The sequence below is a fragment of the Saccharopolyspora rosea genome, assembly GCF_025643595.1.
In the GTDB taxonomy this organism is placed as follows: Bacteria; Actinomycetota; Actinomycetes; order Mycobacteriales; family Pseudonocardiaceae; genus Saccharopolyspora; species Saccharopolyspora rosea.
On record NZ_CP102826.1, the window covers coordinates 6,255,844 to 6,270,760 of the forward strand.

Here is a 14,917-nt window from a genome sequence, read left to right on the forward strand (position 1 = left end):
CGACTAGAACACCGCCCCGCCGTCGTCCGCCTCGTACTTGCGCATGTGGTCCTCGACGATCTCCACCCCGGGATCGGGTGCGTTCGCCTGGGCCCGCCACGCGGCCAACGCCTCGGCCGACTCCCACACCTCGGCGTTGTTGACGCGACGCGGATCGACGGGATCCGCCGTGATCGCCAGGTGAACGCAGCCGGGGAAGTCCCGCGCCCGCCGGACCAGGTCCCGGAACGCCTCGACGACGGTGGACCGGTCCGCCTCGTCCACCACCAGATGCCCCACGATGACGATCACAGTGCCGACTCCCTTCGAGCTGGATGCCAGTGCCACTCGTACCGACCAGCACCGGCCGCGGAAGTCATCGGCGAGCCGGGACCGGCTCCGCCACCACCCGGACCAGGCGCGCCGCCACCAACAGCTCAAGCGCCCCGGACCGACTGTCCACAACGGATTCGCTGCCGCGCCGCTCCGGATCTTCGGTCAGCAGCAGTTGGTGCTGTTCATGTGGCCGAGGCTCGAACCGTAGCCGCCCGCGCCGCGGTCCCCGCCAGTGCCGCCGCCGCTCTTGCCGCTGCTGCCGCCGCAGGGCGAACATCCTCCCTGCTGGCCCGTGCTGCCGTTGGAGTTCTCGTTCCCGCCGGTGTTGGGCGGGGTCTGGTTCCCGCCGCCGCTGTTGGAGTTCTGGTTCCCGGTGCCGTTGCCCTGGTTCCCGCCAGTGCTGTTGGAATCCTGACTCCCACCCTGGTTGGCGCCGTTGGGCGAGTTCTGGTTGCCACTGCCGCCGTTGGAGTTCTGGTTCCCGGAGGTGCCGTTCTGGTTCCCACCAGTGCCGTTGGAATACTGGTTCCCACCCGTGTCGGCGCCGTTGGGCGAGTTCTGGTTCCCACCGCCGCTGGAGTTCTGATTGCCGTTGGTGTCGCTGTTGTTGGGCGGGTTCGGGTTCCCGTTGTCGCCCGGTCCCGGGCCGGGTACCGGCGGGGCTTGCACGGCGGGCGGGTTCGGCGGCGGCGCGGCGGGGGCGTTGAGGGCGTCCCACACGTGGGAGGCGAACGTCGCGGTGCCCGCCGCGAGCAGGATCGTGATCAGGACTTCCCAGCCTCCGATCAAGCGGGCCACCCAGCCGACGGCGGTGGCCACGCCCCGGACGCAGCTCCCGAGCAATCCCATCGTCCGGAGCATGACGTTGCCGCAGGTGACTTGGACGCTCGCCCACATGCCCGCCACGAGCCCGGCATCGGATGCGACCACGGGCTCCGCGGAGGTGGCGACGGGCTCGACGGCCACGACGGCGGGCTCTGCGGCGGTGGCGTCGGTCGCCGCGACGCTCTTGAGGTTGTCCGCCGCACCCGCCGCGGCGGGCTCGTCCGCAGCCGCACCCTGCACGGCGTCGGCACCCGCACCCGGCCGGTCCGGCGCCTGGGCAGGTGGCGGCGCCGTCACGTCATCGATGCCGGCGGGCCTCGCGCTGGGGATTCGGCGGTTCTGCTCGACGGAAGCCCACGCACCCCGCATCCACTTGGGATCGCTGCGGAGCTTGGCGTAGAACTCGGTATCCGCCGAAGAATACTTCTTCAGCGAACTCCAGTACTTCTCGTACGACAAGTCATCGCGGTACGGGTCGCCTTCCAAGCTGTTGTACTTGAGGAACCAGTCGCGCAGCTCGTCGACCCGAGCGTTCCAGGAGGCGGCAGGCTTGGCCTCCAGCGCCCGGAGCTCTTCCAGCGACTGCTCGGACGTCGAAACCCATTTTTGGAGGTCGTCCTTCTCCCACTGGTAGTACTCCGGTCCTTCCGGGTGGTTCTCGGGCGTCATCTGCTCGTGGAACGCTCGTTGGAACACCTTCCCGGCCTCCAGCCTCTGCAACTCCATGTTGATCGCGTTGTGCAGCGCCTGACCGAGCAGTTCCCCTTCGCTCGCCATCGTCGCGCCTCCCACCACGGGAGTCGGTCGCCCTACCGGGATTCACACGCTGGTCCGCGAGTTCCGCCGCACCGGCCGGTCGACGATCATCCGCCGGCAGTCCCCCTCGCGGAGTCCTGCCCCCAGCACACTCGCCCTGGCCTGGCCCGCCAGGGCCGGAAGTCACCTCCGGCGCGGCACCGTGCCGCGCGTCGGTTCGGGGCAGTTCGCCCCTGGCGGGTTCCGCCGCGCAGGCCCAGTGTCCGCCGCAGGAGGTGGGACCCATGTCGACCGTGGTGGTGACGTTGCTCGTCGTCGTGGCAGGGGCCGCCATCGGCCTCGTCGTCGGACTGGTTTCGCCCTGGATGCGAGTGCGGGAGACCGGGCGGGAGAAGGCCCTCTCGGGGCCCGGACCACTCGCCGGAATCGGTGCGGCCGTGGCCGGACTGACCTGGACTGCCTTCCACCTCTTCCCCCAGTCCCTTCCGTTCAGGTGATGGCGCAGGGGTTCAGGTGATGGCGCAGGGCCGTTGTGCGGTGGCCCGACGGCTGACCGCCGATCGCCGTCGACGCCCGAGGCCGGGAACGTGACGTCGAACCCCGGGCTTCGGGGTGCGGACGGCTGATCAGCGGCGGACGAGGCGGCTGCCATCCCAGCTGTAGGTCTGGACGTCGTGGGAGCTGGGGCAGCAGTGCGGGTCGTCAGGTCCGTAGACGGCCTGGATCACCTGCACCGCGCCGTCGCGGACCCGCACACCGAAGTCGAGGCCCTCGTAGTGGAAGACCTGCCGGAGGCGGCCGTCCCGAACCGCGTACGCGTAGGCGGCCATCAGTCCGCCGCTACCGCCGGAGTCCACCGGCACCAGGACGTCGTCCTGCTCGTCCCCGGTGACGTCGGCGTAGACGGGATTGGCCAGTCCGCACGCCCCGCAAGCCTCCAGGGTCCGCTTGACCGACTCCGACACACCCGGGTCGGCGAGCAGGGTGCGCCGCAGATCCACGTTGTGGATGTTCGCCAACTGGTCAGGCCGCAATCCGTTCGCCGACAGCGGGTCCGGCCCGGGACTCGGCGCGGGCCCCTCGATCCGCAGCGCGGGCCCGCCGCACCCGGCGAGGGCCAGGGCGACCACCACCGCTGACAGGGTTCGTGCGGGGTTCCGCGCGCGCACCGCCGCTGCCTCCCACCACGCTCGTCCGGGAGGGCCCGGCCGAGGCGATCGGCCGGGCCGCTCGCTGTCAGCCCTCGTCGGCACCCGGCACCTCGGCGGGCAGGTCCCGCAGCTGCGCCGCCTTCTCCGGCGGCAGGTCGGGCGCGGTGATCGTGTACCGGCTGTAGTACTCCCCGTCCGCGGTGTGGCGCACCTGGTCGACCGTGATCGTGGCATCGCGGTACAGCTCCCGCGGGGCGGTGGCGCAGTCCGGCTCGCACGGGTTCAGAACCAGGGTCCCGCGGCCCACGGCCCGGCTTTCGCCCCACTGGGACCAGGTCAGGTCCTGGATGCCGTCGTGCCAGGTCACGGCGACGTCACTCGGCCGCTCCTGAGGGGTGTGCCGCAGATCCATCAACTTCACCTCCTGCTGGGGAGCCGGGGTCGGCGCCTGCCCCGCCCAGGCCATGCCGCCCAGACCGCTGACGGCGGCCCCCACCGCGGCCGCCACCCAGATCGTCTTGCGCATCGATGTTCTCCGTTCCTCGCAGCTGTCCAGCCGCGTTCGGCGACTGCGACGACCAAGGTGCGGGCGGTTCTTCGCGGTGACCGCACGATGACGTAACAGCCGTTCATCGAGCCGCGACGGATCGCCCCCCGGCATCCGTATCGCGAGATCATCGCACCGCATGGGCGGAATGCTGATGCGCACCGCGATTCAGCAGAATCGGCCGGGCAACCACCACGGGCCGCGGCACGTCCTGCATCGGTGCGGTTGTTGGCAGACCTGGCCGAGATCGGAAAGTGAGGAACGGGTGCGAGAGGAGAGCACGCGAGTCCTGCTCGTCGAGGACGACGCGGTGATCCGGGAGACGACCCAGCTCGCGCTGCAGCGCTACGGCCACCAGGTCACGTCGTGCGCCGACGGCTTGGCGGGACTGGCCGCGTTCGAAGAGCACGCGCCGGACGTGACGTTGCTGGACGTGATGCTGCCGCGGATGGACGGCATCGAGGTGTGCCGTCGCATCCGGCGGAGCAGCCAACTCGCGGTGCTGATGCTCTCGGCCCGCACCGACCCGCTCGACGTCGTGCACGGCTTGGAAGCCGGCGCCGACGACTACGTGACCAAGCCGTTCGACACCGCCGTGCTCGTCGCCCGCATCCGCGCGGTCCTGCGCCGCTGCGCAGCGGACCGGCAGGCATCGGAACCGACGACGGGGACGGTGGTCTTCGGCGACCTGCGGGTCGACCTGGCGTCCCTGGACGTGCACCGCGACGGCCGACTGCTGCCGCTGACGCCGACGGAGCGACGGCTGCTGCTGGAGTTCACCGCCCACCCCGGCCAGGTGCTGTCCCGCAACGTGCTGTTGGAACGCGTCTGGGACTACGCCTGGGGCGGCGACACCCGGGTGGTCGACGTCCACGTGCAGCGGCTCCGCGCCAAGATCGGCAAGGACCGCATCGAAACGGTGCGCGGCTTCGGTTACAAACTGCGGTGCTGATCCCGGTGCGGCTGCGGACGAAGCTCTCGCTGGCCATCGCCGCCGTCGTCGCCGTGACCGGCACGACGCTCGGGTTCGCGGTGCACGAGGTCACCCTGCACAACCGCCTGGACCAGACGCGATCCGAGGTCGACGCCCGGCTGACCGTCGCCGCCCGCTCGTACCTGGACACCGGGACCCCGACGGTGGACAGTGCGCTCGACGACCCCGCCGTGCCCGCTCCGCTGGACGCCGCTGCCCGCGCCGGGCAGCGCGCCACCTTCCTCGACATGTCGACGTCGACGGTGTGGGCAGCCACCAGCGTCGGCGGCCGGACGCTGTCCGTGCACGACTCGCTCGCCGCGACGTTCGCCGCCGTCGACGGACTGGACCGCACGCTGCTGGTCGCCGGGGTGGGCGCGGTCGCGGGCAGCAGCGTGCTCGGCGTGGTCGTGGCCAACGGGCTGTCCCGGCGGCTGCGTCGCACCGCCGACATCGCCCGAGCCGTGGCCGCGGGCGATCTGGACGCCCGGGTCGGCGACCCCGCAGCCCACCGCTGGCGCGGTGGTCGGGGCGACGGCAGCACCGAACGCGACCGCGGTCGGATCTTCCGCCGCCGCGACGAAGCCGCCGAGCTCGCCGGCGCGCTGGACGGCATGGCCGCCGCCTTGCAGGACCGCCTCGAAGCCGAGCGGCGGGTTGCCGCCGACGTGGCGCACGAGCTGCGCACCCCGGTCGCCGGGCTGGTCACCGCCGCCGAACTGCTCCCCGACGAACGGGCCGTTGAGCTGGTCCGCGACCGGGTGAGCCTGCTGCGCGGCCTGGTCGAAGACCTCCTGGAGGTATCCCGGCTGGACGCCGCGGCCGAGACCGCCGAGCTGGACGTCATCGACGTCGGCGAACTCGCCCGCCACTGCCTGCGCGGGGTCGCCGACGTCACCGTGCACGGCTCTCCGGAGGACGCCGTTGCGGTTCTCACCGACCCGCGGCGGGTGGAACGCATCGTGTCCAACCTGGTCGCCAACAGCCGGATCCACGGCCATCCGCCGATCGAACTGCACATCCAGGGCCGCAGCCTGATCGTCCGCGACCACGGGCCCGGCTACCCCGAGTTCCTGTTGTCCGAAGGGCCGCGCCGGTTCCGCACCGGCGACCCCGAACGCGGCCACGGCCACGGGCTGGGCCTGACCATCGCCAGCGGCCAGGCCGCTGTCCTCGGCGCCGACCTCACCTTCGCCAACGCCGCCGACGGCGGAGCCCAGGCGACACTGACCCTGCCACCGGCGGAGTTCTGAATCACCGAACGACCTCGCGGAGTCGGACGTCCTGCCGCTGGTGTCCCGGCACCTGACCTGCCACACCGTCCTGGGTGATCAGCTGCTCGGTACGCGCATACGCCGCCAGCTGCAACGCCACATCGGCGTGCACACCGGAGCGGGTGGTCTTCAGATCCAGCAGGACGCGTTCGCCCTCGATCCGGCACACCGCGTCGAAACTCCCGGCATAGCCGAACCGATCCGACCACACCGTCTGCTACACCCACTCCCACTCCGGGTGGTAGCGATCGAGGAAATCCCGCAGATGCGCGGCATACGACTCAAGGTCCGGGTGCACCCGGCCCACCCGCTCACCCCGAGCCATGCGCTCGAACAGATCATGCACCGCCGTGCCGTAGACCCAGACCCGCAGACGTGAGCACGCCTTCTGGGGCCCGTGAGATGGCCGGCGATGCTTCTCCGCGCTGTGGTCACCACATCGACCGCCTCTCGCCTTTACAGCGGCGCGCGAGGTCTCATGAAGCGACACCCTTACGGGGGACGAGATAACACGCATCACGACTCGTATCAATAAATACTGGCACAGTTCGAGTAGATCTACGCAGGACTCCAAAATCGCCGACACAATACTCTCCGAGACATGCGAAAGATCATTTTGTCCGCTTCGATCCCGATCGCTATGGCGACATTGGCCATGAGTGCAGGAACGGCAAACGCCGGAGGAATCGTGATCGACGACATCCAACGCGGCACCAAGCAGCCCAACGCCATTGCCGAGTGCGCCGCCGGTCCCGGCGCGACCTGCCAGATCGGCCAGGGCAAGACCATCGGATCCACAATATCCGGGGAAACCGGGGTCGACTTCGGAACTCTCAATGCCTCGTTGGGCGGCTCATACCAGGAGACCTACACGGTCACGAACAACTGCACGTCTCCACCGTTGCAGCGCGGCCAGGTGTGGGTGATGTTCCCGCGGGGAGACTTCGTTTTCTTCCACGACGCGGCTGGTCAGAAGGGAACAGCCTTCCTGCCTACTGGCGTATTCTGCGAAGTGCACAGCGACTGGTGACGGAGGAGACCTCGATGACGGGCAAGGGCGCGGCTCTCGCAATCTTGATGCTGGCGACGACGGCCGTGGTGTCGTCGTGTCAGGGTGAGCAACCTTCACACGGGAACGCTGCGCCTGCACCCCCCACGGCCCCCTCACCGCACACCCGGGCTGCGACGGACCCGATCCTCGGAGTCTCGGGGCCGGCCGGCGGTCCGCCTCCGGAATGCGTCGAATCCGTGGTACAGCGCAAGCAGTACGTGCCCACCGCTGAGTTCAACGTCAAAGGACAGCAAGGCGACACCATCTCCTACGAAGTCCTCAAAAAGGACGGCAGCACATCCGGTGCCTCCAGCGGTGTATTCGGACCTGGCCAGCAGGGAGCGTACTTCGCCACCGGAGTGCCCAACGACGAGATCCAACGCATCACGATCTCGGCCCAAGGCCAGGTCGGCGTACCCGGGCAATGCGTCATCACCACGATCCAGTAAGCACACCAACCAGCCCACCGGACAGGGAGACGTGGTCCCGCACCACGTCTCCCCGCCGCGCATCACGCCAGAGTGGGCCTGATGGCCGACCAGCACCCCTCACCCGTCACCGGGCGTCCTCCTGTCGCTGGGCCGACTGCACCAAACCGCGTGGTCACGCCGGTCTCAGCAGCAACACTGCGGCGGCTGAGACCGGCTCGGGAACCTCGACGCCGTACCGGGAGGAGATCCAGGCCGCGATCGTCCCAGCCGCACCCGCCAATGCACCCGCCGTCACGGCGGCACCGGCGTGGTTTCGTTCCAGGGCGCTTCGGGAGTAGGTGAAGGCAACGGCGCGGGATCGGGTGCCGGTGCGGTGTCGACAGGTTCGGGCACCGGCGGCACTGGTTCCGGTTGCGGTGCAAGCCGTAGTAGGTGACCGACTCCGGTCCCGGTGTCGAAGCAGGGAGCACAATCGGCAGCTCATACCGCCGTTGGGAGAGGTTGGCCCGCACCAGATCAACCATGAGTCCCTGCACCGTCAGATCACGCAGGACCAAGTTCTCGGACGGGTCGGTGATGGCCGTATGGCCGTCCGGGTTGCGCACGATCCGCCGATCGAACGCCGCGGCGATGCCGCCCGGACCCGGTGGGACACGGTCCGGCGGGCCCTGACGCAGTCGGTGCCGACGGCGGACGGCGACCTGCCGGTGCCGGAGTCTGCCCCACATCTGCCCCACGCGGGGGGACCGCAGGAGGGAGCCGAGGTGATCGTTCTCGACTCCCGTCGCAGGTCGGCCGGGTAGGCCGGGGTGGTGGGCCGCCAGGGGATCGAACCCTGAACCCGCGGATTAAAAGTCCGCTGCTCTGCCAGTTGAGCTAACGGCCCGCGTGCCTAGGTTACAAGGTCGGATGACCTCGTGGGAGCGCGGTGGCGGGTTCGGGGGCGTGGTGGGTGGGGTGTTGCTGGTGGGCGTGTGGTGGTCGTCGCAGGTGGGGTGGGTGATCAGCTCGGGGTGCAGCTGACGCGGAGTTGGGCCGCGGCGGTGTGGGCGCCTTCACCGTCGGCGCCGCCCGCCCAGTCCTCGCCGCGGTTCTGGAGTTTGACCGCGAGTTCGCCCTGGCCGACCGGGACGTCGCCGAGGTTGACCCAGTGGCCCCGGTTGGCGACCTGGTCGACGTCCGCGGTGTCGATCACGTTGGCGGCCGTGGACTCGAACGAGCTGAAGATCGAGTAGTGGGCCTTGCGGGCTCCGACGGCGCGGGGGTCGTCGGCGTTCGGGATGTAGGCGGCGATCGTGCAGCGGCCGGTCGTGATCTGGCCCGACACGTCGAAGGTCCACTTCGCGTAGAGGCCGGCGTTCGCCGAGTCCGCCTTGCCGGACATCGGCATCGCGTCGAACCTGCCCGTGCAGCCGCTTTCGCGGGCCCCGCCGTTGCCGCTGATCCAGCCTTCCGAGCCGTTCTGGTAGTAGCCGACCGCCTGGTAGCTCGACCGCGCCGTGTTCGGGCAGCCCGGACCCGCGTAGAACGGGTCGGGAGCCGACGGTGTCGTCGTCCGCGGTGGCGCCGGCGGTGGGGCGGCGGGCGGACTGGTCCGGGAGCTGGTGCGCGCCGGGGTGTCCGACGTGGGCGCCGTCGCGGGCGGTGGGGCTCCGGTCGGCGAGGCAGGAGGTCGTGCCTCGCCGCTGGGTCCGGGCTGGTCGAGCGGCTGCACGGCGCGGTGCCCCTCGGCGTCGTCGTCCAGCAGCAGCATCGACAGCGCGAACGGCACCGAGACGAGCACCACGGCCGCAATCGCCATCGCCAGCAGGGAGAACTTCGACGGCAGCCCGCGGCTCCTGGTGCGCCGCGGGACCTCCTCGGACCGCTGCGGTGCGGGGGTGCCGGACAGCGACGACAGCGGCACCTGTTCGTAGGCGGGCTCGGGTTCCGGTTCCGGCTCCGGTGGGTCCACCGGGACGTCGTCCGACGGGCGGTAGACGCGCATCTCGGGTGGCAGGGAAGCCAGCGATTCCTCGTCGGACGAGTCGTGGTGGGAACCGTTCTCCGATGCCACGGGTATCACGAACTCCTGAAATCGACCTGTTCAGCAGAGGCCACCGCTGCGGGATCTCCGGCGAGAGCTCCACTTCCCGGTCCTTACCCTATACTCCGGCGGGTTCCGCCGGACAATCGGTGCACGGCAAGCAATCGTCGGCTCGACAGCAGAAACGAGGACCATGCACGACCTCCTCCTCGTCGCCCTCGTCTCGCTGTGGTGCGCGGTGGCCGTCGGCGTGCTCGGGGCCTGGACCCTCTGGCTGCTGCGGCGGAACTCGCTCGTGGTGATGATGATGGCGCTGTGCGTGATCACCGCCATCGAGATCGCGTTCACCTTCGCCGCGCTGGCGTTCACCGGGCTGTTCTCCGTCCGCGGCACGTCCGCGGTGCTGCTGGCCTGCATCCCCGCCACCGCCGTGTCGGTGGTGCTGTGCCTGCTGCTCGGCAGGCGGGTGCTGCACGGCAGCAGGGACCTCGCGCGGGCGACGCGGATCATGGGCGAGGACGGGAAGTTCGCCGCGCCCGAGCAGTCCGGCGCCGCGGAACTGGCCGTGCTGACCGAAGAACTCGCCGCCACGAGCGCCGCGCTGACCGCATCCCGGGAGCAGGAGCGGGTGCTGGAGGCGTCCCGGCGGCAGCTGGTCGCGTGGGTCTCGCACGACCTGCGGACCCCGCTGGCCGGGCTGCGCGCCATGACCGAGGCGTTGCAGGACGGGATGGCCCGCGACCAGGACCGCTACCTGCGGCTGATCCTGCAGGAGACGCAGCGGCTGGACCACCTGGTGGGCGACCTGTTCGACCTGTCCCGGATCCAGTCCAACTCGCTCACCCTGTCGCTGACGCCGGTCTCGCTGCCGGACCTGATCAGCGACGCGGTGGCCGCCACCGAAGGCCAGGCCCGCGACCGGGGCGTCCGGCTGGTGCCGGGCGGCATCGAGCGGGTGGAGGTCCGGGCGGACGTCCGGCAGCTCACCCGCGTGCTGGTGAACCTGCTGAACAACGCCGTCCGGCACACCCCCCGCGGTGGGGCGGTCACGGTGTCCGCGCACGCGGCGGAGGACCGGGCCGTGCTGGCGGTGTCCGACGCCTGCGGGGGAATTCCCGTCGAGGACCTGAACAAGGTCTTCGAACCCGGCTGGCGGGGCTCCGCCGCCCGGCCGAGCGGCGACGCCGGTGGCGGGCTGGGGCTGGCGATCGTGCGGGGCATCGTCGAGGCGCACCACGGCGCGGTGTCGGTGCACAACGTCGAAGGCGGGTGCCGGTTCGCGGTGAGCCTGCCGACGGCCGCCCGCACCGGGTGATCAGGCCGCCGCCAGCACCGGCGCGTCGCGGCGCACCACGCCGAGTTCGATGGCCTTGCGGGTCAGCTCCGCCTTGTTGCGCACCTCCAGCTTGGCGCGGATGCGCTTGACGTAGGTGTCCACTGTGGCCGCCGACAGCCCCATCCGCCGGGCGGCCTGGGAATGCGTGTAACCGTCCGCGATCCAGCGCAGCACCTCCTGCTCGCGGCGGGTCAGCACGTGCCGGACCGGGTCCTGCTGCGGCTCGGCCGGGCGGCTGGTGAACGCCTGGTGCGAGCCGGACGCGATGTAGACCGCGCCGCGCGCCACCACGCCCAGCGCGGCGTGGAACTCCGCCTCGTCGCAGTCGTCGCCGAGGAAACCCAGCGCCCCGGCGCGCAACAGCTCCGGGGTCTGCCCGGCGGCCGAGTCCGGCAGCACCACCAGCACCCGGTAGGACCGGCTCAGCCGCGAGACGCAGTGCCGCAGCGCGTCGTCCGGCAGACCGCCGCCCACGGCCAGCACCGCGACGTCGGACATGCCCTCGGTGCGCTGCGGGACCCGGCGGAGCAGACCGGCGACCACGTCCTGGAGGTCCGCGCGGTCGGCGAAGACGGTGACATCGGAGAACACCCGAACCAGCATCTGCAACTCACTCCCAGGGTTCCGCCGGTTCGCGTCCGGGCACAGGCCTCATCGGCTGTTCGTCGCGATTTCGGCGGGAAAAGCGCGCCGGCGCTCACGTCCGGCTTCCAACGACTACGGCACCGACGCTACCGCCGAAAACGACGGCCGGAGAAGCGTTTCCGGCCTGTTGTAAACGTCAGTCGGACCCTGTAAGGAATTGTAAGAACTGCTGTCGGCGAACGCGGCAGCGCCGCACACCCCGTTGGCGCGGGAGGGGTGTGCGGCGCGGATTCCCGGTCGTGGACCGGGAAGTTCACCGGTGCAGCGCCGGGAGCAGGGCGGTCCGGGCGTCCGGGTCGCAGCGGAACGGGTGGACGATCCGGTCGGTCGCCTGGTCGGCGCGACGGGCGGTGGGCATCGGGAGCGTCCCCCGCTCGCGGTTCACCGGCCGCTGCGGCTCCGCGGCCGCGTCCAGCGAGTCCACCCCCGCGGTGTCCCCGGCGTGCGCCTCGATGGTGCGGCGCAGCACCTCCCGGTCGGCGCGGGAGACCCGCAGCCCGCGGCGCACCGCGTCCGCCACCAGCTCCCGGGCCGCGGCGAGGGAGTCCCCGGCGTCCAGCCGGGCCGTGACCCGGGTGCTCACCGGTCGCGGCATCCCGGCGGCGAGGCGCAGGAAGACCTCGTCGAGCGCGTCGGACTCGTCCATCCCCGCGGGCACGATCACGCCCTGGTCCCAAGCGAACACGGTGCTGCCTCCTCGGCTCTGGAGATCATGCGGAGCACTGGACCCGCAGCTGCGCCGCTGCGTGATGCGCGTGGTTCGGGCCCTTGTCGGTCCAGTCGATGCCCCGGTCGTGCAGCTTCACCGTCACCATTCCGCTGTTGACCGGGAACGTCCCGGCCTGGACCCACTGGCCCTGGTGGTCCACCTGCGAAATCCGGAAATCGCCGACCGGCCGGTCGGTCCGGTCGGTCTGGTAGACGGTGTAGTAGCTGGGGTCGCCGCCGACGGCGGTGCGGTCGCCCTGCGGGACGAACACCGACACCTGGCAGCTGCCCACTCGGACATCACCGGTAGTGAACCGCCAGATCGCGGCGTTGTCATGGTCCCTGTTCCGGTCACCCGACATCGGCAGCGAGGAGAACGAACCGTCGCAGCCCTCCGCGGCGAACGCGCCGCGGCCCTGCGTCCAGCCGTTGCTGCCGTCGGTGAAGTAGCCGGGGCGGCTGAAACTGGACCCCGCGCAGCCGGGGCCGCCGACGGCCGCGAACGCGGGACGCGCCGGTGCCCGGTCCGCGGTGTTCTCGGCGGGCGGCGGGGTGCCGGGCGACGCGCCGCCGGTGTCCGGGGCGGGTGGCGGGACCTCGGCGCCGCGCCCGCCGCCCTGGTCGGCGGGCGGCGGCCCGGGAACGGCGGGCACCGCGTTCGGCGGCGGCGTCGGGTCCTGGCGCACGTCCGGCACGAAACCGGGCAGGGCCACCGATCCGTCCTGGTAGGCGGACGGGTCCTGCGGAGGTGGGGGTGGCGGCCGGTGGTCCCGGTTGAACAGCCCGACCAGCGCGATCGGCACCGCGAGCAGCACCAGCCCGGCCACCGCGGCCGCCGCCAGGACGGGCTTCGGCGCGCGGTTCGGCGGTCGCCCCGGCTCGTCGGGGGCCCTGGTCGCGGTGCTCGCGGGCGCGGGCACCGCGGTGGCGGTCGCCGTGGCGGGTTCGGCCTCGGTCGCGCTGCCGGTGCGGCTGCCGACACCGGCGTCGGCAACCGGGTCGGCGAGCGCGTCCGGCGCGGGCGCGGGAACGGCGCGCTCCGTCGCCTGCTGTTCGGGCTGTTCGGCGGCGGCGGTCGGGCTTTCCGGGGGTCGCCGGTCCTCCGCCGGGTCGGGCGGTGAGCCGATAGCGCTCATGGTTCGGTCTCCATCGTCAGCGGTTCGCCTTGTTCGCGCTCCAGATGCACCATCGCCACCCATTCCCGGCGAGTCGGCATGCGCGCCCGGTCCCCGGACTCGGCGATGTGGGCGCGGAGTCCCTCGGGCAGCGCCACGCCGTGCACCTCCAGGTAGTGGGCCGTGGCATCGGACCAGACCCAGCGCCCGTCGGTGCGCAACGTCAGCGGCACCACCGGTTCGTCGTCCTCGGTGAACAGGTCCGGTGCCCACTCGTCGTCCTCGGTCAGCGGTTCGCCGGACCGCAGGTAGGCCAGCTGGGCCTGGCGTTGCGGGCCGTCCGGTTCGCGCCGCTGCTCGGCCGGGTCGAACAGCGCCAGCTCGATGACCGGAGCCGGACCGTCCGCGTGGATCTCGGTGGCGGTGGACAGGGCGGGGGCGTGGTAGTGCGGATCCAGCGCGTTCTCCGGGCGGAACACCTCGACCTGCGGCGAGGCCAGTCCGGCGTGCCACAGCCGGTCCGCCAGCCGCGCCGCCAGGTCGTGCGGTTCCGGGCCGTCCTCGACCTCCACGAGGTGCACCAGCCGCCCGGAACCGGTGAGCTCGGGGAACCTCCCGACCTGCCACGCGGTCTGGGTGCCGGGCACGTCCCGCAGCTGGTCGCGGACCAGCTGGGCAGCCTCCGCGGCGAGCCCCGGGTCCACCTCCTCCGGTGGCCGGAACCGCCACACCGGCACCGGCTGGTCCGGCGCCTCGCCGACCTCGCCGATCCGCGCGGCGACCCTGCCGTCGGTGCCGTCGGCGAGGATGTCGGCGGCCCCGGCCGGCAGCGGTTCACCCCACTCCCGGAACACGTCGAGCACGGCGCGCACCGCGGAGGACCAGCGGTCCGCCGCGAGCCAGGCCCGCGCCTGCCAGACCACGTCGTCGGGCAGCAGCGAGGACAGCAGCAACAGCAGTTCGTGCCGCCGGACGTCGCGGTCCACAGCGGTTCCCATCGGTTCCTCCTGCCCGGAAAACGTCTGCGGAACCGAGCTTGCTCAAGATCGAACGGCGGAACAAGTAACCGAATACGGGGACAACGAACCTCGTCATTCCACTGTGGATTCGTCCACTGTGGTCAGCACTGCGTCGCGGAACGCGCCGGCCACCAGCCGCGTCGCGGTCCGGGAACCGGGGTTGAGCAGCACGTCGACGCCCTCCGCCGGCAGCGTCCCGGCCAGCTCCGCGGCGGTGACCACCTCCCACGCGTCGGCGTGCACGGCCGCCCGCCGCGCGGGTGCGGTGGTCGCGAGCACGCACGGCACGTCGTCCGGGGACGGTGCCAGCACCGGGTTGCCGTCGACGTCCACGGCCACGCCCAGCTCGGCCTCGCGCAGCGCGCCCGCGAGCGCGGCGACGTCCGCGCGGTCGTCGGCGAGCAGCCGCAGCACGGCGTCCACCGGGTCGGTCGGCGAGTCCGGTCCGGACGGCGCGTAGTCCGGGTTCGGGACGAACGCGCCGGTCGTGCCGTCGGCCGCGACCGGCCACCCGCCGACGACGGCCTCCAGCGGCGGCGCGCCGCGCTCCTCCGCCGGCCAGGCCGGGTCGGGGAGGAAGACCCACCGGTCGCCGTGCGATCCGGATCCGCCGCGGTCCGCGGCCGGTTCGCCGTGGTCCGCGGCCGGGACGTCCGCCGACGGCTCGTCCTCCGGGACCGCCTCGGCACCACCCGCGGTGAGCGCCGCGACCCAGTCCTCTTCCCGCATCGCCTGCCTCCGGTTC

The 14,917-nt window shown here is 71.7% G+C and carries 18 protein-coding genes and 1 tRNA gene; 6 read left to right on the plus strand and 13 right to left on the minus strand.

The genetic code is table 11. The annotated features are described in order from the left end of the window. Nucleotides 1-3: 3 nt before the first annotated feature. Together NV263_RS29185 and NV263_RS29190 are read right to left on the minus strand one after the other, a co-directional pair. A complete protein-coding gene (locus NV263_RS29185) occupies nucleotides 4-291 on the minus strand; it encodes a putative quinol monooxygenase (RefSeq protein ID WP_263250028.1) in 288 nt (95 codons plus the stop codon). Between the two features lie 186 nt (nucleotides 292-477). Continuing rightward, on the minus strand, nucleotides 478-1,917 hold the full coding sequence (locus tag NV263_RS29190; RefSeq protein ID WP_263250029.1) for a hypothetical protein: 1,440 nt from the start codon (nucleotides 1,915-1,917) through the stop codon (nucleotides 478-480). A 263-nt stretch (nucleotides 1,918-2,180) separates the two neighbouring features. On the opposite strand from NV263_RS29190, the gene NV263_RS29195 reads away from it, so the two are divergent. After that, the gene (locus NV263_RS29195) at nucleotides 2,181-2,393 is read left to right on the plus strand and encodes a hypothetical protein (protein WP_263250030.1); all 213 of its coding nucleotides are present in this window, start codon (nucleotides 2,181-2,183) and stop codon (nucleotides 2,391-2,393) included. 129 nt (nucleotides 2,394-2,522) lie between these two features. Here the strand turns inward: NV263_RS29195 and NV263_RS29200 are convergent, their stop codons facing one another. Together NV263_RS29200 and NV263_RS29205 are read right to left on the minus strand one after the other, a co-directional pair. Next, a complete protein-coding gene (locus NV263_RS29200) occupies nucleotides 2,523-3,029 on the minus strand; it encodes a hypothetical protein (RefSeq protein WP_263250031.1) in 507 nt (168 codons plus the stop codon). A 103-nt stretch (nucleotides 3,030-3,132) separates the two neighbouring features. Further along, a complete protein-coding gene (locus tag NV263_RS29205; RefSeq protein ID WP_263250032.1) occupies nucleotides 3,133-3,573 on the minus strand; it encodes a hypothetical protein in 441 nt (146 codons plus the stop codon). A gap of 286 nt (nucleotides 3,574-3,859) precedes the next feature. Between NV263_RS29205 and cseB the strand changes: the two genes are divergently transcribed. Together cseB and NV263_RS29215 are read left to right on the plus strand one after the other, a co-directional pair. Next, nucleotides 3,860-4,546 (plus strand): two-component system response regulator CseB, encoded by a 687-nt coding sequence (cseB, locus tag NV263_RS29210; protein WP_263250033.1) that lies wholly within the window; start codon nucleotides 3,860-3,862, stop codon nucleotides 4,544-4,546. After that, on the plus strand, nucleotides 4,540-5,820 hold the full coding sequence (locus NV263_RS29215; RefSeq protein WP_263250034.1) for a sensor histidine kinase: 1,281 nt from the start codon (nucleotides 4,540-4,542) through the stop codon (nucleotides 5,818-5,820). Before cseB ends, NV263_RS29215 begins: the two co-directional genes overlap by 7 nt. 1 nt (nucleotide 5,821) lies before the next feature. On the opposite strand, the gene NV263_RS29220 is transcribed toward NV263_RS29215, so the two are convergent. Together NV263_RS29220 and NV263_RS29225 are read right to left on the minus strand one after the other, a co-directional pair. Then, entirely contained in the window at nucleotides 5,822-6,052 is a 231-nt protein-coding gene (locus NV263_RS29220) for a PD-(D/E)XK nuclease family protein (RefSeq protein ID WP_263250035.1), read from the minus strand. A 6-nt stretch (nucleotides 6,053-6,058) separates the two neighbouring features. Further along, a complete protein-coding gene (locus NV263_RS29225; RefSeq protein ID WP_263250036.1) occupies nucleotides 6,059-6,187 on the minus strand; it encodes a hypothetical protein in 129 nt (42 codons plus the stop codon). A gap of 255 nt (nucleotides 6,188-6,442) precedes the next feature. Here NV263_RS29225 and NV263_RS29230 point away from each other — a divergent pair, with 255 nt between their 5' ends. After that, a complete protein-coding gene (locus tag NV263_RS29230; RefSeq protein WP_263250037.1) occupies nucleotides 6,443-6,871 on the plus strand; it encodes a hypothetical protein in 429 nt (142 codons plus the stop codon). 14 nt (nucleotides 6,872-6,885) lie between these two features. Further along, a complete protein-coding gene (locus NV263_RS29235; RefSeq protein WP_263250038.1) occupies nucleotides 6,886-7,341 on the plus strand; it encodes a hypothetical protein in 456 nt (151 codons plus the stop codon). A gap of 792 nt (nucleotides 7,342-8,133) precedes the next feature. On the opposite strand, the gene NV263_RS29240 is transcribed toward NV263_RS29235, so the two are convergent. Both NV263_RS29240 and NV263_RS29245 read right to left on the minus strand, forming a co-directional pair. Continuing rightward, nucleotides 8,134-8,209, minus strand: a tRNA-Lys gene (locus NV263_RS29240). Between the two features lie 117 nt (nucleotides 8,210-8,326). Beyond that, nucleotides 8,327-9,379 carry a hypothetical protein gene (locus NV263_RS29245; protein ID WP_263250039.1) on the minus strand — a complete coding sequence of 351 codons (1,053 nt, stop codon included), beginning with the start codon at nucleotides 9,377-9,379 and terminating at the stop codon, nucleotides 8,327-8,329. Nucleotides 9,380-9,542: 163 nt separating this feature from the next. Here NV263_RS29245 and NV263_RS29250 point away from each other — a divergent pair, with 163 nt between their 5' ends. Next, the gene (locus NV263_RS29250; protein ID WP_263250040.1) at nucleotides 9,543-10,664 is read left to right on the plus strand and encodes a sensor histidine kinase; all 1,122 of its coding nucleotides are present in this window, start codon (nucleotides 9,543-9,545) and stop codon (nucleotides 10,662-10,664) included. Here the strand turns inward: NV263_RS29250 and NV263_RS29255 are convergent, their stop codons facing one another. From NV263_RS29255 to NV263_RS29275, 5 genes are all read right to left on the minus strand, one after another. After that, nucleotides 10,665-11,288, minus strand: coding sequence for a helix-turn-helix transcriptional regulator (locus tag NV263_RS29255; protein ID WP_263250041.1), 624 nt, complete (start codon nucleotides 11,286-11,288; stop codon nucleotides 10,665-10,667). Nucleotides 11,289-11,583: 295 nt separating this feature from the next. Then, nucleotides 11,584-12,015, minus strand: coding sequence for a hypothetical protein (locus tag NV263_RS29260; RefSeq protein ID WP_263250042.1), 432 nt, complete (start codon nucleotides 12,013-12,015; stop codon nucleotides 11,584-11,586). A gap of 25 nt (nucleotides 12,016-12,040) precedes the next feature. Beyond that, the gene (locus NV263_RS29265; protein ID WP_263250043.1) at nucleotides 12,041-13,174 is read right to left on the minus strand and encodes a hypothetical protein; all 1,134 of its coding nucleotides are present in this window, start codon (nucleotides 13,172-13,174) and stop codon (nucleotides 12,041-12,043) included. Further along, nucleotides 13,171-14,151 (minus strand): hypothetical protein, encoded by a 981-nt coding sequence (locus tag NV263_RS29270; protein WP_263250044.1) that lies wholly within the window; start codon nucleotides 14,149-14,151, stop codon nucleotides 13,171-13,173. Before NV263_RS29270 ends, NV263_RS29265 begins: the two co-directional genes overlap by 4 nt. A gap of 93 nt (nucleotides 14,152-14,244) precedes the next feature. Next, on the minus strand, nucleotides 14,245-14,901 hold the full coding sequence (locus tag NV263_RS29275; RefSeq protein WP_263250045.1) for a type VII secretion system-associated protein: 657 nt from the start codon (nucleotides 14,899-14,901) through the stop codon (nucleotides 14,245-14,247). Nucleotides 14,902-14,917 lie beyond the last annotated feature (16 nt).

Excerpts from the sequence above, each read along its gene's own strand:
- NV263_RS29270 (WP_263250044.1), bottom strand. The coding sequence starts at position 14,151 with ATGGGAACCGCTGTGGACCGCGACGTCCGGCGGCACGAACTGCTGTTG.
- NV263_RS29230 (WP_263250037.1), top strand. The coding sequence starts at position 6,443 with ATGCGAAAGATCATTTTGTCCGCTTCGATCCCGATCGCTATGGCGACA.
- NV263_RS29265 (WP_263250043.1), bottom strand. The coding sequence starts at position 13,174 with ATGAGCGCTATCGGCTCACCGCCCGACCCGGCGGAGGACCGGCGACCC.
- NV263_RS29205 (WP_263250032.1), bottom strand. The coding sequence starts at position 3,573 with ATGCGCAAGACGATCTGGGTGGCGGCCGCGGTGGGGGCCGCCGTCAGC.
- NV263_RS29195 (WP_263250030.1), top strand. The coding sequence starts at position 2,181 with ATGTCGACCGTGGTGGTGACGTTGCTCGTCGTCGTGGCAGGGGCCGCC.
- NV263_RS29255 (WP_263250041.1), bottom strand. The coding sequence starts at position 11,288 with ATGCTGGTTCGGGTGTTCTCCGATGTCACCGTCTTCGCCGACCGCGCG.
- NV263_RS29235 (WP_263250038.1), top strand. The coding sequence starts at position 6,886 with ATGACGGGCAAGGGCGCGGCTCTCGCAATCTTGATGCTGGCGACGACG.
- NV263_RS29250 (WP_263250040.1), top strand. The coding sequence starts at position 9,543 with ATGCACGACCTCCTCCTCGTCGCCCTCGTCTCGCTGTGGTGCGCGGTG.
- NV263_RS29190 (WP_263250029.1), bottom strand. The coding sequence starts at position 1,917 with ATGGCGAGCGAAGGGGAACTGCTCGGTCAGGCGCTGCACAACGCGATC.
- NV263_RS29275 (WP_263250045.1), bottom strand. The coding sequence starts at position 14,901 with ATGCGGGAAGAGGACTGGGTCGCGGCGCTCACCGCGGGTGGTGCCGAG.